Raw genomic sequence first — 19308 nt, forward strand, 5'->3', positions numbered from 1 at the left:
GCCCACAAACCGCGCCAGCGCAACTCCAGGGGCGCGCCAGGAAGGCGGTCAGAACCCGCCCGGAACGCCGCCGGGGCCGGACACCTCATCGGTGTCCGGCCCCGGCCGTCCTACGGCGAGTACCGCTACTTCTTGCGGCGGCGGCTGCCGCCCTTCTGCGCCTTGCGCCGCTCGGCACGCGTCATGCCGTCCGACTCGGACCGTGCGGGCCCGTCACCGTTCTCGAAGTCGCCCTCGATGACGCCGCCCTCACCGTCCACCGTGGGAGCGGAGAAGTGCAGCCGGTCGGGACGCTGCGGGGCGTCGAGCCCCTTGGCCCGGATCTCCGGACGGCCCGCGCCCGCGGGCACCGCGTCCTCCTTGCGGAGCGACGGCCGCTCGCCCGCCTGGTCCGGAACGGCCTGCACCGGAACCTCCTCGACCTGCTGCTCGACCTGGACCTCCAGGTTGAACAGGTAGCCGACGGACTCTTCCTTGATGCCGTCCATCATGGCGTTGAACATGTCGAAGCCCTCGCGCTGGTACTCGACCAGCGGGTCCTTCTGGGCCATCGCACGCAGGCCGATGCCCTCCTGGAGATAGTCCATCTCGTAGAGGTGCTCACGCCACTTGCGGTCCAGGACGGACAGCACCACGCGCCGCTCCAGCTCGCGCATGATGTCGGAGCCGAGCTGCGCCTCGCGCTCGGCGTACTGCTCGTAGATGTCGTCCTTGATGGACTCGCCGATGAACTCGGCGGTGATGCCCGCGCGGTCGCCCGCCGCGTCCTCCAGCTCTTCCACGGTGACCTTCACCGGGTAGAGCTGCTTGAACGCGCCCCACAGCCGGTCGAGGTCCCACTCCTCGGCGAAGCCCTCGACGGTCTCCGCCTGGATGTAGGCGTCGATGGTGTCGTCCATGAAGTGACGGATCTGCTCCTGCAGGTCCTCACCCTCGAGGACCCGGCGGCGCTCGCCGTAGATGACCTCGCGCTGCCGGTTGAGCACCTCGTCGTACTTCAGGACGTTCTTGCGCGTCTCGAAGTTCTGCTGCTCGACCTGCGACTGGGCGGACGCGATCGCCCGCGTCACCATCTTGTTCTCGATCGGTACGTCGTCGGGCACGTTGGCCATCGACATGACGCGCTCGACCATCGCGGCCTTGAACAGGCGCATCAGATCGTCGCCCAGCGACAGGTAGAAGCGGGACTCGCCCGGGTCGCCCTGACGGCCGGAGCGGCCGCGCAGCTGGTTGTCGATACGCCGCGACTCGTGCCGCTCCGTACCCAGCACGTAGAGGCCGCCGAGCTCCTTGACCTCTTCGAACTCGGCCTTGACGGCCTGCTCGGCCTTCTCGAGAGCGGCGGGCAGCGCCGCGGCCCACTCCTCGATGTGCTCCTCCGGGTCGAGGCCGCGCTGGCGCAGCTCCGCCTCGGCGAGGTCGTCCGGGTTGCCGCCCAGCTTGATGTCCGTACCGCGACCGGCCATGTTCGTGGCGACGGTGACGGCGCCCTTGCGGCCTGCCTGGGCGACGATCGACGCCTCACGGTCGTGCTGCTTGGCGTTGAGGACCTCGTGCTGCACGCCGCGCTTGGAGAGCTGCTGCGAGAGGTACTCCGACTTCTCCACGGACGTCGTGCCGACCAGGATCGGCTGGCCCTTCTCGTGCTTCTCCGCGATGTCGTCGACGACGGCGGCGAACTTCGCGACCTCGGTGCGGTAGATCAGGTCGGACTGGTCGGCGCGGACCATCGGCCGGTTCGTCGGGATCGGCACGACGCCCAGCTTGTAGATCTGGTGGAACTCGGCGGCCTCGGTCATGGCCGTACCGGTCATGCCGGAGAGCTTGCCGTAGAGGCGGAAGAAGTTCTGCAGGGTGATCGTGGCGAGCGTCTGGTTCTCGTCCTTGATGTCCACCCCTTCCTTCGCCTCGATCGCCTGGTGCATGCCCTCGTTGTAGCGGCGGCCGGCGAGGATACGGCCGGTGTGCTCGTCGACGATCATGACTTCGCCGTCGATGACGACGTAGTCCTTGTCCTTCTTGAAGAGTTCCTTGGCCTTGATGGCGTTGTTCAGGTACCCGACGAGCGGCGTGTTGACCGACTCGTAGAGGTTGTCGATACCCAGCCAGTCCTCGACCTTGGCGACACCGGGCTCGTGGATCGCGACGGTGCGCTTCTTCTCGTCGACCTCGTAGTCGCCGGTCTCCTCGATGCCCTTGAGCGGGTTGCCCGGCTCGCCCTTCTTCAGGCGGACGACCAGCTTGGCGAAGTCGCCGTACCACTTGGTGGCCTGGTCGGCCGGGCCCGAGATGATCAGCGGCGTACGGGCCTCGTCGACCAGGATCGAGTCGACCTCGTCGACAATCGCGAAGTTGTGGCCGCGCTGGACGAGCTCGTCCTGGGACCAGGCCATGTTGTCGCGCAGGTAGTCGAAGCCGAATTCGTTGTTCGTGCCGTACGTGATGTCGCAGTTGTACATTTCACGGCGCTGCGCCGGCGACATATTGGCAAGAATGCAGCCGACCTCCAGGCCGAGGAATTTGTGCACCCGGCCCATCATCTCGGAGTCGCGCTCGGCCAGGTAGTCGTTCACCGTGATCAGGTGGACGCCCTTGCCGGACAGCGCGTTCAGATACGCGGGCAGCGTGCCGACGAGGGTCTTGCCCTCACCGGTCTTCATCTCGGCGACAAATCCGAGATGCAGGGCGGCGCCGCCCATCATCTGGACGTCGTAATGGCGCTGACCGAGAACACGCTTGGCTGCCTCGCGGACGGTCGCGAAAGCCTCGGGGAGCAGGTCGTCCAGGCTCTCGCCGTCGGCGTACCGCTGCTTGTACTCATCGGTGAGCGCCCGCAACTCGGCGTCGGAGAGGTTGACGAAGTCCTCTTCGATGGAGTTGACCTGGTCCGCGATGCGGTGCAGTTTGCGCAGGATCTTGCCTTCGCCTGCACGCATGAGCTTGTTGAAGACGGACACTGAGGCTGGTCTCCTTGCCGGTCGGGCCTGTGCACTGGGTCATGTAGTGACTCTGGCGCGGGCACGGCAGGTGGTCCCCACCGCATCGGCCATCGTAAGCGAGGACCCCGCCACGCCGGGAGGTCCGCCCGCAGGAAGGCCCACTGTTACCCGCAAAGAGAACGGACAGGGAGCCCGGAAGGTGCCGGGCCATCCCGAAAAGGTCTGGCGCGCCCCCGCCCGCCGAACCGAGAATCAGCCGATGGAGCCCACCATTCTCACCACCGAGCGTCTGCTGCTGCGCCCTTTCGAGCCCGCCGACACGGAAGCCGTCTTCCAGGCGTGTCAGGACCCCGACATCCAGCGCTGGACGCCGATCCCCTCGCCGTACGAGCGCGAGCACGCGAAGGGCTTCGTCCACCAGATCGTGCCCGACGGCTGGCGCCTCGACGTCGTGTACGCCTTCGCCGTGCTCACCAGGGACGGCGGGGAGCTGGTGGCGGCGGTCTCCTCGATCACGCGTGGCGAAGGCGCGGCGGAGATCGGCTACTGGGGGGCGAAGCCGCACCGCGGCCGCGGCTACGTCACGGAAGCGGTGCGGGCCGTGGCCCACTGGGCCTTCACCAGGGCGGGCGTGGAACGCCTGGAGTGGCGCGCCGAGGTCGGCAACGACGCGTCGCGAGCGGTGGCCGAGAGAGCCGGCTTCGTCATCGAGGGCATCCAGCGCTCGGGCATCACGAACAAGGGCGTACGCCGCGACGGCTGGACCGGCGCGCTGCTCCCGTCCGACCTCGGGCTGCCTTCGGAGAGCCCGTACCTGCCCGCGAAGGTCTGAGTCCGCGGTCCTTCCTCCTGCCCTGGCTCCGGCCCATGACCTCTGCCCCGACTCCCCCTGGCCCGAGTCCCAGCAGGCCAGGGCCCGTTGTCAGTGGCGGCGCTTAGGCTGCGGCCATGACCACTCTGCTGCCGCCCGCCGTCTCCCTCTCCGCCGAAGAAGCCCGCAGAATCGCCCTGCGCGCACTGGGGTTCCTGGGCGCGCCGGACCGGCGGGGCGGGGTGCGCGGCGTGCTGCGCCACCTGGGCGCGGTGCAGCTCGACACCATCTCGGTGCTGGCCCGCTCGCACGAGCTGATCCCGTACGCCCGCCTCGGCGCCGTGGGCCGCGCGGCCGTCGACAGCGCGTACTGGACCGGCGCTCACGCCTTCGAGTACTGGTCACACGCCGCCTGCATCCTGCCCATGGAGGAATGGCCACATTTCGCCTTCCGCCGCCGGGCCTACCGCGACCGCCCGCAGTGGCACCACGACCTGCCGGACGGCGCGTACGAAGCGGTGATCAAGCAGCTGCACGCCGAAGGCCCGCTGACCGCCACCGAGTTGGGCGGCGCGAAAAACGGCGGCGAGTGGTGGGACTGGTCCGCGTCGAAGGTCGCCGTCGAGCGGGCGCTGATGTACGGCGAGGTGGTGTGCACCGAGCGGCGCGGCTGGAAGCGGGTCTACGACCTGGCCGAGCGCGCCGTCCCGGACGCCGTCTACCACGACGACCTGGATGACACCGAGTGCCTTCGCCGCCTCGTCCGGCTGGCCGGACAGTCGCTCGGCGTGGGGACGCGCGCCGACATCGCGGACTACCACCGGCTCAAGGGCGAGCAGGTCGACGCCGTGATCGCCGAGTCCGGGCTGGTCCCCGTCGAGGTGGAGGGCTGGGCCAAGCCCGCCTGGGCGGCCCCCGAGGCACTGGCGAGCACCCCGCGCGGCCGCCACCGCACGACGCTGCTTTCGCCCTTCGACTCCCTCATCTGGGACCGCCCGCGCACCGAGCGCGTCTTCGGCTTCACGCACCGCCTGGAGGCGTACGTACCCAAGCCGAAGCGCATACACGGGTACTTCGCTATGCCGCTGCTCGCGGGCGGGCGGCTCCTGGGCCGGGTCGACCCGGCACGCGAGGGGAAGACGCTGGTGGCCCGGCAGGTGTCGCTGGAGAGCCGGAAGGCGGTGCGGCCGATGGCCGAGGCGCTGGTCGAGGCGGCGGAGTGGGTCGGCTGCACGGACGTACGGCTGGAGCGCGTGGACGCACCGGAGCTGCGCGAGCCGCTGACCGCCGAACTGGCCCGCCTCACCTGATCTCCGGGCCGGACGCGCCGGCTACCTGATTTCCAGGATCTTCTCCCGCATCGCGTACACCACCGCCTCCATCCTGGAGTGCAGTTGCAGCTTCTCCAGGATGTTGCGGACGTGGTTCTTCACGGTGTTCTCGGAGATGAACAACTCCTTGGCGATGTCCCGGTTGTTCATGCCGGTCGCGACCAGCTTGAGGACCTCGAGCTCGCGCTCGGTGAGCCGCGGCGCCGGGACGAGCCGGCGCTCGTCGGTACGCTGGATCATCGACTTGAACTCGGTGAGGAGCTTCGACGCCATCGACGGGCTGATCTGGGACTGGCCGTCGGCCACGGCGCGGATCGCTGTGGCCACCTCGTCCGTGGAGATCTCCTTGAGGAGATAACCGGTCGCACCCGCCTTGATCGCGTCGTAGAGGTCCGCCTCCTCGTCGCTGATCGTCAGCATGATGATCTTCGCGCTGGGCGCCACCTCCTTGATCGAGGTGCACGCCTCGATGCCGCCACGCTTGGGCATCCGTACGTCCATCAGGACGATGTCGGGCAGCAGATCGGCGGCCTTGTCCACGGCCTCCGCCCCGTCCGCGGCCTCACCGACGACCTGGATGTCCTCCTCCTGCGCGAGGACGATCTCCAGCCCCCGGCGGAACAGGGCGTGATCGTCCACGACCAGCACCCTGATGGGCTCCTTGCGTGATCCCCCGCCGTCCGTGCCGGAACTGCCGGCGCCGTCGGCGTCCTCCCTGTCGGACTCGTCGTGCACCGGACCGAAGCTGTCCGCCATCGTTCCTCCCCCTGAAGGCCGTGGCCCGAAATTCATGAGCTGCCCCAACCACAGTGTGCAGAGCACCGATTGGCTTGCGACGCCATGATTTCATGCCCGGACGACGGAGCGGTGATCCTGCGGTCGCACGATGGTGCCCCTGGGGGGGCGCACAGGCGCTCCAGGGGCCACCACCACAGATGGGTACGGCGCGCTGCCCGGATTGGTTCAGCGTGCCCGGCGAATCACCCGCCTAGTGCACCGCCGGCGCCGCCCGCCTCGGTTTCGGCCAGGGGGTCGGTCGTCAGGTGGATGACACCGTAGTCGTAGGCGTGCCGCCGGTAGACGACACTGGGCTCCTTCGTCTCGGAGTCGACGAAGAGGTAGAAGTCGTGCCCGACCAGTTCCATCTCGTAGAGCGCCTGGTCGAGCGTCATCGCGGCCGCGACGTGTGTCTTCTCGCGGACCACCAGCGGTCCTTCGCCCTGCACTTCGAGCGATCCGATCCTGGTGGTGGGGATCGTCGGCGTCGCCTCGTCGGCGACCAGTACCCCATTGCCGTTGATGGCCGCGGCGCCCGGCACCGTCGAACCGACCTCGGCGGCCGACAGCCTGCCGTTGCCACGACGCGTGTGGCGCTTGTCGTGCTGCTTGCGCAGCCGCGCCTCCAACTTCCCTGTGGCCAGGTCCAGCGCCGCGTACGCGTCGCCGGCCGATGCCTCGGCCCGGATGACCGGGCCCCGCGAGTGAAGCGTGATCTCCACACGGTCGGAACGGTCCGCCTGCCTCGGGTTGGGCTCCTTGGACACCTCGACGTCCAGGCTGATCACCTTGCCGTCGAGCTTCTGGATCTTGTCCAGCTTCAGCTTCTCGGCCACGTGCTTGCGGAACCTCTCGGGCACCTCGGTCTTGCGGCCCTTGACGACGATGTCCACGCAGAACTCCGTTCCCGGATAGCCCCGCTTCAGCGGCGGAGCGTCTCCCTTTCGCACCAGGTTCCGGTGAGCACCGGAACCTCGGACTTGGTGACTTTCACCTCCTCCTCCCCAGTCGACAAGATCCCCACCCCATCGACTTCGGGTGAAGGAAAAACCCGAAGCGCAGCCGTCCCAATAAGTGAGGCACAGGCTCTGCTTTTCCTCACAACCGAACATAGCTCGCTCGGACGCTTGTCGGCACCCGCTACCGGCGCGTACCTCCATTCAAGTGCTTTTCCCCTCTCTCTACCTGCAACGATCCGAGTTCCCCGTCAGTTCCGGTTTATTACGAACGACAGCGAAGGTGCCGCGACCACAGCGGCGTTCAACTGTCCGGCCAGGGAAATCGGCAGGGCTTGGGTGGCACTCAGTGCACGGGCCGCCTCCGCGAGCGAAGCGCCCGTGGTCATGAGATCGTCCACCAGCACGACCCGGCCGCCCTCCAGGAGCCGTCCGCCCCCGGCGACCACCTCCAGGGCCCCCGCCAGGTTCGCCGCCCGCTCACGGGCGCTCAGGCCCGCCTGGTCGCTCACCGGCCGCCGCTGTCTCAGCACGGCCAGCACCCGGGCCGGTATCCCGGCGCGCCGCAGCTCTCCCGCGGCGGCCCGTGCTATCCGGCGCGCCGGATCGTGTCCGCGCGCTCTCACCGCTCTTCGCGCCGACGGCACGGGTACGAGCAGCAGCGGCCCCGCCGCCCCACCCGGCAATCCGCTCGCCGCGGCCCGTACCGCACCCGCCAGTGCGCCCCCGAGCGCCCCCGTGAGCCCCAGTGCGCCCCGCTCCTTGTGTCCGAGCAGCACGGCTCGTACGGCGTCCTCGTACGGAGCGGCGGCATGGACCACCGGCAGACCCGCCGGCTCCGGACACGGGCGCACCCGGCGAGCCCCGGCGCCGTACAGCGCCTGGCCGCACTCGGCGCACAGAGCGGTGCGCGGCCTGCCGCAGCCGCCACACGCGACCGGCAGCACCAGACCGGCGACTTCCTGCCACCACCCGTGCATGGAATCCACTGTGCCCAGCGGCGCGCCCCGCAACCACCCCTGTGGAAAACCCGATGACGACCGATCACCGAAGGGCAGAGAGCTATCCCGGATAGACCGGGTACGAACCCTTACTGGCCACGGTCTTCCAGTTCGCGCCGGGCGGCAGCCGCACAATGCCGTCCTCCAGCGAGTGCGCCAGCAACGGAAGCCGGTCGTCGTCCGCCGAGGCGACCGCCGTGACCCGGTTCGCGCCCGGCACCGACTGGGCGTCCGACGTCGAACCGTCCGTCTGCAGGTACCGGAGCTGCTGCACCCCGCCGGACTCCCGCCCGACCACCACCAGGCGGCTGCGGCCGGCCCAGGACACGGCCGTCACTTCCTCCATCTGCGGCGCGATGGGCCGCAGATCGGCGACGGACACTTCCGGCTTGTCCTCCGGGCCGTGCCGCTCGATCCGGCCGAGCTTCAAGGTCGTCCGGCCCTTCTCCGACACCAGCAGTGCGATCCGGACGCCGTCCGCCGACACCTTCAGGGCCTCGATACGAGCCCCGTCGAGGCCGTCCACGACCTTGACCTCCTGCGGCTCGCCCTCGCCGCCCACCAGCCGCAGCAGCCGCGGCCGGCTCGGGGCCCGGTCGGCCACCCACAGATCACCCCGGCCGTCCCAGCTCGGCGCCGAAAGGCGGTCCTTCTCCTGCTTGGCGCCGCTGGTCAGCACCGGCTCCCGCGGCTCGCTGTCCGAGACGACGGACGCCACGTACAGCGAGCGCGCGTCCTGCGAGACGCCCGCCGCGTGATGTTCGTTGCGCGCCACCGCGACCGTGCTCAGGCGCCGCTCGCCGCTGCCGAGCGGCCCCGGCACGGGCTCGGCCTCCTCGTCGGCGCCGGTGTTCTCGGTGCTCCCCACCATCCGTACGAGACGCTGCTTGGTGTCGAGGAAGTACTGGTAGTCCGGGCTCCCCGAGGCGCGTTCCGGGGCGAAGTCCTCCGCCTGGTCGTCGCCGAGCACGCACAGCGTCGAACCGTCCGAACGCTGCAGCTCCACCTGTCCGATCCGGTACGACGTCAGGTCCCGCAGGGTGAACAGCAATTGGGCGGCCATCTCCCTGCACCGCCGCTGACCGACGTTGGACGCCTTCCCGTTGAGCGGCACCTTCAGGGCATTGCGGTCGTCGAACGCCAGGGACTTGGCACCGTCCTCCAGCTTCAGCTCCGTACCCGTGGGAAAGCTCGAAGTCACCACCGGTTTGAGCCAGTTGGTCGGGCCGCTGAGCAGCGCCTCGACCGCCTGCGTCACCTGGTCCATCTGGGTCTGGGGGTCCGTGCGGTCGCGCACGTACACCGGGTCGGCGACCAGCCACGGGTGGGCGGTGCCCGCCCGCTCGGACGACATGCCGGAAGCGAAGTAGTACTTGTTGACGGAGTGATAGATGCGCTCGAAGTCCGACTCGCCGAGCACCAGGCCCTGCGGCAGACCGTCGATGCGCCATTCCTTGCCGTCCCGGCCGTTCTGCCTGGTGAGATGGAGCGTCTCGTGGTACGAGCGATTGAGCGGCTGGTACGCGAGCTGGTCGTTCACCTCGGCGATCTTCGTACCGGTCAGCGCGTACGTATAGGCCCCGCCCTCGCGGTCATTGGCCCGCTGGTCCTGGGGCACCGGGCCGTCTTCCAGCACGGTGACCCGGGTGGGGTCCCACTTCTTGGAAGCCTTCGTCGTCAGGTACTTGCGGGCCGTGGCGAACTGCGGGTCGTCGCCCGTCATCGCTTCCAGGAAACCTTCGACGATCTCGTTGGGCTGCGCGCCCTTCCTCGGCGCCATCCCGTACACCCGCACCTGCGAGTCGCCGCGCGGAGAGGCCTCCACGGCCTCCACGTCGCCGCTGTCCGGCATGGACGCGCACCCGGCCAGCAGCAGACCGCCGCATCCCAGCAGCACTGTCGTCCGCGGCGCCCCCCACCGGCCGCCGCGACCTCGCTCAGTGCCCACGGGTGATTTCCTTCCGCTCCGTCTGCGATGAACCGTCACCGTCGCCGGCCGGGCGTGCCACGACCCGGGCCCCACTGCCCGGCAGCGCCGTGGGATCCGCCGCGGGCGCCGCACGCGGCGGCACGGGCAGCGGCGACCGCTCGGCTCGCGGCTGGGCGGGCACCGTCGCGAGCCGGCTGGCACCGCCGCCGGACCGGTCCCCCGTCATGCGGCTGTCCGCGTCCGCGCGCTCACGCGCACGCCGTGAGTCCTCGGGCTCCAGCGGGATCGGCGACCCGCGCAGCGACTCGTCCGCCGTACGCGGCAGAGTCAGCCGGAACTGCGATCCGCCGCCCGGCTCCCCCCACGCCTGCAGCCAGCCGCCGTGCAGTCGCGCGTCCTCCACGGCGATGGACAGGCCGAGGCCCGTACCGCCGGTGTGGCGCGCACGCGCCGGATCGGCCCGCCAGAAGCGGTTGAACACCCGGGTCGCCTCGCCCGGCTTGAGCCCCACGCCGTAGTCACGGACCGCCACGGCGACCGCCCCGCCCGCGGCGCCCAGCCTGACCACGACATCCCGGCCCTCGCCGTGCTCGACGGCGTTGACCACGAGATTGCGCAGTACGCGCTCCACCCGCCGGGCATCGGCCTCGGCGACGACCGGCTGCTCGTCGCCGGTCACCCGTATCCGGGTGCCCTTGCGCTCGGCCAGCGGCTCGGCGCCCTCGATGACGCGGCGTACCACCTCACGAAGATCTATCGGCTCCGCCTCCAGAGCCGCCGCACCCGCGTCGAACCGGCTGATCTCCAGCAGGTCGGCGAGCAGGGACTCGAAACGGTCGAGCTGCCCCGCGAGCAGCTCGGCGGACCGAGCCGTCACCGGATCGAAGTCGGCACGCGCCTCGTGGATGACGTCGGCGGCCATCCGTACGGTCGTCAGCGGCGTACGCAGCTCGTGCGAGACGTCGGAGACGAAACGCCGCTGGAGCCGGGACAGCTCCTCCAACTGCTGGATCTTGACCTGCAAGTTCTGGGCCATCTTGTTGAAGGCCTCGCCGAGCCGCGCGATGTCGTCCTCGCCGGTGACCTTCATACGTTCCTGGAGCCGGCCGGCGGACAGCCGCTCGGCGACCCCGGCGGCCATGCGCACGGGCGTGACGACCTGCCGCACGACCAGCCAGGCGATGCCGCCGAACAGGACGACGACGAACACACCCGCGGTGGCGAGCGTGGTCTTCACCAGGCTGAGCGACTCCTCCTCCTGCGTCAGCGGGAAGAGGTAGTAGAGCTGGTAGGGCTGGCCGCTGTTGTCGTTCAGCTGCTTGCCGATGACCAGCCCCGGCTCGGGCTCCTGCGCGTCCGTGTACGTGATGCGGACGAACGCCTTGTACGCCTTGCCGGTCCCCTGGTCGATCGAGTCCCGCAGCTTCTGCGGGACGCTCGCGCTCTGGTTGACGCCACCCGACGCACGCGGCCCGCGGTTGCTGGAACTCTCGTCGTCCGAGTTAGCACTCAGTGCGACCACATGAAAGGCCTGCTGGCCGCCGCTGGCGAGCTGCTCCACCAGGTCGGTCCTCCAGTTGGTGGAGTTCCGCGCGGCGGCCCTGCCCTCCGCACTGTCGCCGGCACCTGTTCCGGCGACCGTACGGGCCTTCTCCTCCGCCACGTCGAATCCGCCGGCCGCCTGGCTCTGGGCGGCCTCCTGCTTCGCGTCGAGCAGGCCGTTGCGCACCTGCCACATCACGACGAACCCGAGCAGCAGCACGACGCCGAGCGACATCAGCAGTGAGCCGACGACCACCCGTAGCTGAATGTTCCGCCGCCACAGCCGCAACGACGGCAGCAGCGGACGGCGCACCCAGCGCGCGAAGAGCCGCAGGGCGGGACCGCCCTGCAGAAAGCGTCCGAACCTGGACGTCCGTCGCCGAGGACCGGCAGCCCGCCCCGTACGGACTCCCGGCCCCCCGGGCATCGGAGCAGCGCTGCCTCGGGTCATGTCAGCTCGGTCCGGCCTTGTAGCCGACCCCGCGGACGGTCACGACGATCTCCGGCCGCTCCGGGTCCTTCTCGACCTTGGAGCGCAACCGCTGGACATGGACATTGACCAGCCGGGTGTCCGCGGCATGGCGGTAGCCCCATACCTGCTCCAGCAGCACCTCGCGGGTGAACACCTGCCAGGGCTTACGGGCGAGCGCGACCAGCAGGTCGAACTCGAGCGGGGTCAGGGCGATGGACTGCCCCTCCCGCTTCACGGAATGACCGGCCACATCAATGACCAGATCCCCGATTGCCAGCTGTTCCGGCGCAGGCTCCTCCGACCTCCTCAGTCGCGCCCTGATACGGGCGACGAGCTCCTTGGGCTTGAACGGCTTGACGATGTAGTCGTCAGCGCCGGACTCCAGCCCGACCACCACATCTACGGTGTCGCTCTTGGCGGTGAGCATGACGATCGGCACTCCGGACTCGGCCCGGATCAGCCGGCAGACTTCGATGCCGTCCCGTCCGGGCAGCATGAGATCCAGCAGCACCAGGTCAGGCTTGGCCTCCCTGAATGCGGCCAGTGCCTTGTCGCCATCCGCTACGAACGACGGCTCAAAACCTTCACCACGCAGCACAATGCCGAGCATCTCGGCCAGTGCGGTGTCGTCGTCGACGACAAGGACGCGTCCTTTCATAAACGACATCATCCCATTAGCTAATCGTTACCTGGCGTGACCTGGCACACAGATCCGCCAGCGCGGCCCCCGTGACCGGGGAAATTGCACCCTGCTCCGTGACGATCGCGGTCACCAGTTCTGGCGGCGTGACGTCGAAGGCCGGGTTGTACGCCTGTGTCCCCAGGGGGGCCACAGGCATCCCGGCCCCGATCCCGGCATCAGATCCAGCCACCGGGACCGGCGGCACCGTGAACTCTGTCACCTCCTGCCCGGACCTCTGTTCCACCTCGATGGACGCACCGTCCGGAGTGCCGAGATCCACGGTGGTCACGGGCGCCACGACGATGAACGGCACGTGGTGATACTTGGCCAGCACCGCGAGCGGATAGCTCCCCACCTTGTTCGCCACCGAACCGTCGGCCGCGATCCGGTCCGCCCCGATGAGTACAGCGTCCACCTCACCGGCGGCGAAGAGCGAACCCGCGGCGTTGTCCGTGAGCAGGGTGTACGCCATGCCGTGGCGCGCGGCCTCGTACGTCGTGAGCCTGGCCCCCTGCAGCAGCGGGCGCGTCTCGTCGACCCACAGCCGCCGCAGCCGGCCCGTCCGGTGCGCCGTCAGCGCCACCGCGAACGCCGTGCCCTCGCCGCCCGAGACGAGAGCCCCGGTGTTGCAGTGGGTGAGGATGCGATGCCCGCCACCCGGCAGCAGCTCCTCCAGCAGAGCCAGCCCGTGCGCCGCCATCCGCGTACTGGCCTCGGCGTCGGCCCGGTGCAGTTCCCGTGCGGCAGCCAGCGCCGCCGCCGCCGCCCCCTCGGGGTCCGCTCCCTTCTCGACCGCCGCCCGGTACGCCGCCGCCGCGTGCCGCACCCCGGAGCCGAGATTCACGGCGGTGGGCCGCGCCCGCTCCAGCAGCCCCACGGCCTCGTCCACGTCGTAGCCCCGTGCGGCGGCCAGAGCCACACCGTAGGCGCCTGCCAGCCCCAGCACGGGGGCACCGCGGACGGCGAGCGTCTGGATCGCCTGCACCAGGGCAGGCACGTCCGTACAGACCAGCTCGACCTCCTGAAAGGGCAGCCGCGTCTGGTCGAGCAGCACCAGCACGGGCCCCTCGGGCGGCTCCTCCCAGCGCAGCGTAGGGAGCGCGGGCGGCTCGGCGCCCGCTGGGAATTGCGCGTCCTGATCAGCCATCTGCCCAGTCTGCCCGCTGAGGCACCGACAATTGAAGGTGCGAAGGAGATACGGGGCCCGGTCCGCCGACAGGTGCCCCATGACACGATGGCTGCCAACCTGCCACCGCGACCGCGGACGGGCACCGTGAAGGAGCGACAATGAACGAGTCTCCGGGCTGGGCCTCGCCCGGATCTGCCCCCTCCGACGGCGAGAAGCCGGGCGTGCCCCGGCCTGCCGAGCCCACCGACCAGAGCGACGCCGCGTCGAAGTGGTCGAAGGAGCAACCGCCGGCAGGCCAGTGGTCCGCGCCCAGCGGCCCGGGCGCCCCCTCGGGCGCCCCGCAGCCGCCCGCGCCGAACTGGGGCGGCAGGCCCCAGGGCGGCGGCTGGGGCGGCCCCCCTCCCGCCGCCAAGCCCGGAGTGATCCCGCTGCGCCCGCTCGGGGTCGGCGAGATCCTCGACGGCGCGGTGTCCACCCTGCGCGCCCACTGGCGCACGGTCCTCGGCATCACGGTCACCGTCGCGGTGATCACCCAGATCTGCGACATTCTGGTCCAGCGCTACCTGCTCCCCGCACCGGCCGAAGTCGACCCCAACGCCACGCCGTCCGAGGCCCTCAGCCAGTCCTTCGACGCGATGCAGAGCAGCCTGATCAACTCGGCCCCCACGTTCGCGATCGCCCTCATCGGCACCCTCTTCACCACGGCGCTGCTCACCATGGTGATCAGCCGCTCCGTACTCGGCCGCCCGGTGACGCTCGCGGACGCCTGGCGTGAAGCCAAGCCCCAGCTGCCGCAGCTGCTCGGCCTGACTCTGCTGCTTCCCCTCATGGCCACCGCGATCATGACGGTCGGCATCCTGCCCGGCCTCCTCCTCGATGGCGGAGCGGGCATCGCTCTCGCGCTGCTCGGCGGTCTCGCGGCCTTCGGCATCGTCGTGTGGCTGATGATCCGGTTCAGCCTCGCCTCCCCCGCACTGATGCTGGAGCGGCAGAGCATCACGCAGTCCCTGCGCCGCTCGGCCAAGCTGGTCAGCGGCGCCTGGTGGCGGATCTTCGGCATCGTGCTGCTCACGATGCTGCTGACCTTTATCGTGTCGATGATCATCGCCGTGCCGTTCGGCCTCCTCGCCTACGCCGCGGACGACGGCCTCGGCGGACTGCTCTCCGGCGAGACTCCCGAGTTCGGCTGGCCCTTCCTGATCATCACCGGCATCGGCGCCGTGATCGCCGCCTCGATCACCTACCCGATCTCCGCCGGCGTGAGTGTCCTGCTCTACGTGGACCAGCGCATCCGCCGCGAGGCGCTCGACCTCGAGCTCGCCCGCGCTGCGGGCATCCCCGGCTACGGCCCTCAGCAGTCCACCGACCCCACACCCGGGAGCTGATGCGGTGTCCACAGCGGGGGGCAGGACACCAGCGGGCCTCCGGGCTCGCGTCAGTGACGGCGTACCGGTGGACACTCCACGCGTCCCGGCCCGCGAGGCCGCGGAACGCGAACTGTCCAAGCCGATGTACCACGAGAACGACCCGAGCTTCCTCGAGCGCGCCATCGACCGCTTCTGGGAATGGGTCAACGACCTGTTCAGCGCGGCATCCGGAGCCACGCCCGGAGGCGCGGTGGGCCTCGCGGTCGTCGTCGTACTCGTCGTGCTCCTCGCCGTCGGCCTGTGGCTGCGGCTCGGCACCCCCCAGCGCACACCTTCGTCCGACGGCACACTGTTCGACGAAGGCCCGCGCAGCGCGGCGGAGCACCGGACCGCAGCCGAGGCGCACGCCGCCGCGCACCACTGGAACCAAGCCGTCCAGGAACGGATGCGGGCCGTCGTACGCTCCCTGGAAGAACGCGCCCTCCTCGACCCACGCCCCGGCCGCACCGCCGACGAGGCCGCCGCGGAAGCCGGGCAGTCCCTTCCCGGCCACGCCGGCCGACTGCGCGCGGCAGCCCGCGAGTTCGACGACGTCACATACGGCGGCCGCACCGCCGACGAGCAGGCATACCAGCGCCTGAGCGACCTCGACTCCGACGTCGAACGCTCAAAGCCACTGCTCAGCGGTGCGCCCCAGGGAGCTGCCGAATGACCGGAGCTCCCACCCGCTCCACGTCGGTCTCGCCCACCGTCCGCCAGATCTGGACACGCACCCGCGGCCTCCTCCTGGGCCTGGTCATCATCCTCGTCGCGGGCGTCGCCCTCGCCGCCGTACGCTCCGGCGACCAGCACGGCCGACTCGACCCGCGCTCCGCCGACCCCTCCGGCAGCCGCGCCGTCGCCGAACTGCTCAAGGGCCACGGCGTCAGCACCCGCGTAGTCACCACCCTCGACGAGGCCACGACTGCGGCCACCGAGGGCACCACCCTCCTGGTGACCGCCCCCGACCTCCTGACGGACCAACAGCAGAGCCGACTCAGCAGCACCATGCAGGAGTCCGTTTCCCGTACGGTGCTCCTCGCCCCGGGCTCCTCCTCCGCCCCCACCCTCGCCCCCGGCGTACGCGTCGAGAAACGCACCACCGTGTCGCCTCGCTCCCCCCAGTGCTCGCTGCCCGCCGCGCTCCGCGCCGGCGACGCCGACACCGGCGGAGTCCGATACACGCCCGAGGCGCCCAGTGCCGATGCCTGTTACCTCAGCGACGGCCACGCCACCCTCCTCCGCATACCGCACGCGGCAGGCGACACGGTCCTGCTGGGCTCGCCGGACATCCTCTACAACGACCGCCTCGACCAGCAGGGCAACGCCTCGCTCGCTCTTCAACTCCTCGGCTCCCGGCCTCATCTCGTCTGGTACCTCCCCTCGCTCGGCGACGCTTCCGCCACCGACGGTGGCGAAAGCAGCTTCTACGACCTGGTCCCTCCCGGCTGGCTCTGGGGCTCACTCCAGCTCGCCCTCGCCGCCGCACTCGCCGCCATCTGGCGCGCCCGTCGGCTCGGCCCCCTCGTCACCGAACAACTCCCCGTAGTCGTCCGTGCCTCCGAGACCACGGAGGGCCGCGCCCGCCTCTACCGCAGGGCCGACGCCCGCGACAGCGCAGCCTCGGCTTTGCGCTCGGCAACCCGCACCCGCCTCGCCCCCCTCCTCGGCGTGCCCGCCTCCCGAGCCCACGCCTCCGACACCCTGATCCCAGCCGTCTCATCCCACCTGCCGACGACCGGCCGGGACCTCCTAGCCCTGCTCTTCGGCACCGCCCCCTCCGACGACGCCGGCCTCATCCGCCTGGCAGACGATCTCGACGCCCTCGAAAGAGAGGTACGCGCTTCATGAGCGCCCAGCCCACAGAGACCCCTGACAGCGCCCGAGCTTCCCTCGAAGCCCTGCGCACCGAGATCGCAAAGGCCGTTGTCGGCCAGGACCCCGCTGTCACCGGACTCGTCGTAGCCCTGCTCTGCCGAGGCCATGTCCTGCTCGAAGGAGTCCCGGGAGTAGCCAAGACGCTGCTCGTCCGCGCACTTGCCGCCTCCCTCGAACTGGAGACGAAGCGCGTCCAGTTCACCCCCGACCTCATGCCGAGCGACGTCACGGGCTCTCTCGTTTACGACGCCCGCACGGCCGAGTTCTCCTTCCAGCCCGGCCCGGTCTTCACCAACCTGCTGCTCGCGGACGAAATCAACCGCACGCCCCCCAAGACCCAGGCATCCCTCCTGGAGGCAATGGAGGAGCGCCAGGTCACGGTCGACGGCACGCCCCGCCCTCTGCCCGACCCCTTCCTCGTCGCGGCGACCCAGAACCCCGTGGAGTACGAGGGCACTTACCCCCTCCCCGAGGCCCAACTGGACCGCTTCCTCCTCAAGCTCACGGTTCCTCTCCCCTCCCGAGAGGACGAGATCGGCGTCCTGACCCGCCACGCGGAGGGCTTCAACCCGCGCGACCTTCACGCAGCCGGTCTACGCCCGGCCGCCGGCCCCGCCGACCTGGAAGCAGCCCGCGCCGCCGTCGCCAAAACTGCGGTTTCCTCGGAGATCACCGGTTACGTCGTCGATATCTGTCGTGCCACTCGAGAATCCCCCTCGCTCACTCTCGGCGTCTCTCCCCGAGGCGCCACCGCCCTGCTTTCCACCGCCCGCGCCTGGGCCTGGCTCACCGGCCGGGACTACGTCATTCCCGACGACGTGAAGGCCCTGGCACTGCCCACCCTGCGCCACCGCATCCAGCTCCGGCCCGAGGCCGAGATGGAAGGAGTCACCGCAGACTCCGTCATCACCGCGATCCTCGCCCACGTCCCCGTCCCCCGCTGAGGCGATGACCTGTGGCCCTCACCGGACGAACCGCCCTCCTCGCGGCCCTCGGCGCGATCCCCATCGGCTTCCTCGCGCCGAACTGGTCCGGGGTCCTCGCCGTGAACGCTCCTCTCACACTCGCAATTGTGTGCGACTACGCAATGGCCGCGCCAGTGCGAAAGCTCCGTTTCACCCGAAGTGGTGACACGTCAGTTCGATTGGGTGACGGCGCCGAAATCCAGCTGACCGTCACAAACACCTCGGGCCGCCGCCTGCGCGGACACCTGCGGGACGCCTGGCCCCCCAGCAGCTGGCCAACCGGCACGGAACAAGCAGCCTCTCGCCACGAGCTCGCGGTCCCAGCGGGGGAACGACGCCGCCTCACCACCGCTCTGCGCCCCGCCCGCCGCGGCGACCGCCATGCCGAACGCATCACCGTCCGCTCGTACGGCCCCCTCGGCCTCGCCGCCCGCCAGGCCGCCCACGTAGTCCCTTGGACCCTGCGCGTACTTCCCCCCTTCACCAGCCGGAAGCACCTCCCGTCCAAGCTGGCCCGCCTCCGCGAACTCGACGGCCGCACAAGCGTCCTGACGCGCGGCGAAGGCACTGAGTTCGACAGCCTCCGCGATTACGTTCCCGGCGACGACACCCGCTCCATCGACTGGCGCGCCACCGCTCGACAAAACACCGTCGCCGTCCGCACCTGGCGACCGGAACGCGACCGCCACATCCTGATCGTCCTCGATACCGGCCGCACCTCGGCCGGCCGCGTCGGCGACGTACCGCGCCTGGACGCCTCCATGGACGCAGCCCTCCTCCTCGCGGCGCTCGCCTCACGCGCGGGAGACCGAGTGGACCTCCTGGCCTACGACCGCCGCATCCGCGCCCAGGTACAGGGCCGCACCGCAGGCGACGTGCTGCCCGGCCTGGTCAACGTGCTGGCCCCTCTGGAGCCGGCGCTGGTGGAAACCGACGCACGCGGCCTCAGCGCCACAGCCCTGGCCAACGCCCCGCGCGGCTCCCTCATCGTGTTGCTGACGGGACTGGACGCCGCGCCGATCGAGGAAGGCATCCTGCCGGTGCTCCCGCAGCTCACCCAGCGCCACACCGTCCTGGTGGCCTCAGTGGCCGACCCCCGTATCGAGCGAATGGGAGCGGGGCGCGGAACAGTGGACGCCGTCTACGAGGCCGCAGCCGGCAGCCAGGCTCAGGAACAGCGCCGCCGCACAGCGGAAAAGCTCACCCGCCACAACGTCACCATCGTCGACGCGACCCCCGACGAGCTGGCCCCGGCTCTGGCTGACGCCTACCTCGCCCTGAAAGCAGCCGGCCGCCTGTAGCGAAGGCGCCCCACGCAGAAAGGGCCCCGCCAACGGGTGGCAGGGCCCAGAACGCAGAAAAGCCCCGCACCATAAGGTGCGGGGCTTTCCCACAATGATTGTTCGGCGGCGTCCTACTCTCCCACAGGGTCCCCCCTGCAGTACCATCGGCGCTGAAAGGCTTAGCTTCCGGGTTCGGAATGTAACCG

The 19308-nt window shown here is 70.2% G+C and carries 15 protein-coding genes and 1 rRNA gene; 7 read left to right on the top strand and 9 right to left on the bottom strand.

The window, feature by feature from the left end; genetic code table 11:
- Positions 1-125: 125 nt before the first annotated feature.
- A complete protein-coding gene (gene secA, locus ACWIHY_RS13335; RefSeq protein WP_454375752.1) occupies positions 126-2957 on the bottom strand; it encodes a preprotein translocase subunit SecA in 2832 nt (943 codons plus the stop codon).
- A gap of 241 nt (positions 2958-3198) precedes the next feature.
- On the opposite strand from secA, the gene ACWIHY_RS13340 reads away from it, so the two are divergent.
- Positions 3199-3771: a GNAT family N-acetyltransferase gene (locus tag ACWIHY_RS13340; RefSeq protein ID WP_454375753.1), complete on the top strand. Its 573-nt coding sequence runs from the start codon at positions 3199-3201 to the stop codon at positions 3769-3771.
- Between the two features lie 116 nt (positions 3772-3887).
- Positions 3888-5060 (top strand): winged helix-turn-helix domain-containing protein, encoded by a 1173-nt coding sequence (locus tag ACWIHY_RS13345; RefSeq protein ID WP_454375754.1) that lies wholly within the window; start codon positions 3888-3890, stop codon positions 5058-5060.
- A gap of 21 nt (positions 5061-5081) precedes the next feature.
- Here the strand turns inward: ACWIHY_RS13345 and ACWIHY_RS13350 are convergent, their stop codons facing one another.
- The 7 genes from ACWIHY_RS13350 to mtnA all read right to left on the bottom strand — a co-directional run bounded on the left by ACWIHY_RS13350 (position 5082) and on the right by mtnA (position 13588).
- The gene (locus ACWIHY_RS13350) at positions 5082-5837 is read right to left on the bottom strand and encodes a response regulator (RefSeq protein WP_454375755.1); all 756 of its coding nucleotides are present in this window, start codon (positions 5835-5837) and stop codon (positions 5082-5084) included.
- 224 nt (positions 5838-6061) lie between these two features.
- On the bottom strand, positions 6062-6751 hold the full coding sequence (gene hpf, locus ACWIHY_RS13355; RefSeq protein ID WP_454375777.1) for a ribosome hibernation-promoting factor, HPF/YfiA family: 690 nt from the start codon (positions 6749-6751) through the stop codon (positions 6062-6064).
- Positions 6752-7065: 314 nt separating this feature from the next.
- Complete coding sequence (locus tag ACWIHY_RS13360; RefSeq protein WP_454375756.1) at positions 7066-7794, bottom strand: ComF family protein; 729 nt, start codon at positions 7792-7794, stop codon at positions 7066-7068.
- Positions 7795-7876: 82 nt separating this feature from the next.
- On the bottom strand, positions 7877-9763 hold the full coding sequence (locus ACWIHY_RS13365) for an LpqB family beta-propeller domain-containing protein (RefSeq protein WP_454375757.1): 1887 nt from the start codon (positions 9761-9763) through the stop codon (positions 7877-7879).
- A complete protein-coding gene (gene mtrB / locus ACWIHY_RS13370; RefSeq protein ID WP_454375758.1) occupies positions 9753-11738 on the bottom strand; it encodes an MtrAB system histidine kinase MtrB in 1986 nt (661 codons plus the stop codon). Before mtrB ends, ACWIHY_RS13365 begins: the two co-directional genes overlap by 11 nt.
- Before the next feature lies 1 nt (position 11739).
- On the bottom strand, positions 11740-12429 hold the full coding sequence (mtrA, locus tag ACWIHY_RS13375) for a two-component system response regulator MtrA (RefSeq protein WP_187281934.1): 690 nt from the start codon (positions 12427-12429) through the stop codon (positions 11740-11742).
- A gap of 4 nt (positions 12430-12433) precedes the next feature.
- Positions 12434-13588, bottom strand: a complete 1155-nt coding sequence (gene mtnA, locus ACWIHY_RS13380; RefSeq protein ID WP_454375759.1) for an S-methyl-5-thioribose-1-phosphate isomerase — start codon at positions 13586-13588, stop codon at positions 12434-12436.
- Positions 13589-13728: 140 nt separating this feature from the next.
- On the opposite strand from mtnA, the gene ACWIHY_RS13385 reads away from it, so the two are divergent.
- The 5 genes from ACWIHY_RS13385 to ACWIHY_RS13405 are packed head-to-tail and all read left to right on the top strand — an operon-like array spanning position 13729 to position 19120.
- Positions 13729-14955 carry a DUF7544 domain-containing protein gene (locus ACWIHY_RS13385; protein WP_454375760.1) on the top strand — a complete coding sequence of 409 codons (1227 nt, stop codon included), beginning with the start codon at positions 13729-13731 and terminating at the stop codon, positions 14953-14955.
- A 4-nt stretch (positions 14956-14959) separates the two neighbouring features.
- Complete coding sequence (locus tag ACWIHY_RS13390; RefSeq protein WP_454375761.1) at positions 14960-15649, top strand: DUF4129 domain-containing protein; 690 nt, start codon at positions 14960-14962, stop codon at positions 15647-15649.
- Positions 15646-16827, top strand: a complete 1182-nt coding sequence (locus tag ACWIHY_RS13395) for a DUF4350 domain-containing protein (protein WP_454375762.1) — start codon at positions 15646-15648, stop codon at positions 16825-16827. The genes ACWIHY_RS13390 and ACWIHY_RS13395 overlap by 4 nt, the downstream gene beginning before the upstream one ends.
- On the top strand, positions 16824-17798 hold the full coding sequence (locus ACWIHY_RS13400) for an AAA family ATPase (RefSeq protein WP_454375763.1): 975 nt from the start codon (positions 16824-16826) through the stop codon (positions 17796-17798). Before ACWIHY_RS13395 ends, ACWIHY_RS13400 begins: the two co-directional genes overlap by 4 nt.
- A gap of 11 nt (positions 17799-17809) precedes the next feature.
- Positions 17810-19120, top strand: coding sequence for a DUF58 domain-containing protein (locus tag ACWIHY_RS13405; protein WP_454375764.1), 1311 nt, complete (start codon positions 17810-17812; stop codon positions 19118-19120).
- Between the two features lie 100 nt (positions 19121-19220).
- Here the strand turns inward: ACWIHY_RS13405 and rrf are convergent.
- A 5S ribosomal RNA gene (gene rrf / locus ACWIHY_RS13410) occupies positions 19221-19308 on the bottom strand; the annotation flags it as partial.

This window comes from Streptomyces sp. NPDC055287, from assembly GCF_053646035.1.

Excerpts from the sequence above, each read along its gene's own strand:
- ACWIHY_RS13400 (WP_454375763.1), top strand. The coding sequence starts at position 16,824 with ATGAGCGCCCAGCCCACAGAGACCCCTGACAGCGCCCGAGCTTCCCTC.
- mtrB (WP_454375758.1), bottom strand. The coding sequence starts at position 11,738 with ATGACCCGAGGCAGCGCTGCTCCGATGCCCGGGGGGCCGGGAGTCCGT.
- mtnA (WP_454375759.1), bottom strand. The coding sequence starts at position 13,588 with ATGGCTGATCAGGACGCGCAATTCCCAGCGGGCGCCGAGCCGCCCGCG.
- ACWIHY_RS13385 (WP_454375760.1), top strand. The coding sequence starts at position 13,729 with ATGAACGAGTCTCCGGGCTGGGCCTCGCCCGGATCTGCCCCCTCCGAC.
- ACWIHY_RS13345 (WP_454375754.1), top strand. The coding sequence starts at position 3,888 with ATGACCACTCTGCTGCCGCCCGCCGTCTCCCTCTCCGCCGAAGAAGCC.
- mtrA (WP_187281934.1), bottom strand. The coding sequence starts at position 12,429 with ATGATGTCGTTTATGAAAGGACGCGTCCTTGTCGTCGACGACGACACC.
- ACWIHY_RS13350 (WP_454375755.1), bottom strand. The coding sequence starts at position 5,837 with ATGGCGGACAGCTTCGGTCCGGTGCACGACGAGTCCGACAGGGAGGAC.
- ACWIHY_RS13340 (WP_454375753.1), top strand. The coding sequence starts at position 3,199 with ATGGAGCCCACCATTCTCACCACCGAGCGTCTGCTGCTGCGCCCTTTC.
- ACWIHY_RS13395 (WP_454375762.1), top strand. The coding sequence starts at position 15,646 with ATGACCGGAGCTCCCACCCGCTCCACGTCGGTCTCGCCCACCGTCCGC.
- ACWIHY_RS13360 (WP_454375756.1), bottom strand. The coding sequence starts at position 7,794 with ATGCACGGGTGGTGGCAGGAAGTCGCCGGTCTGGTGCTGCCGGTCGCG.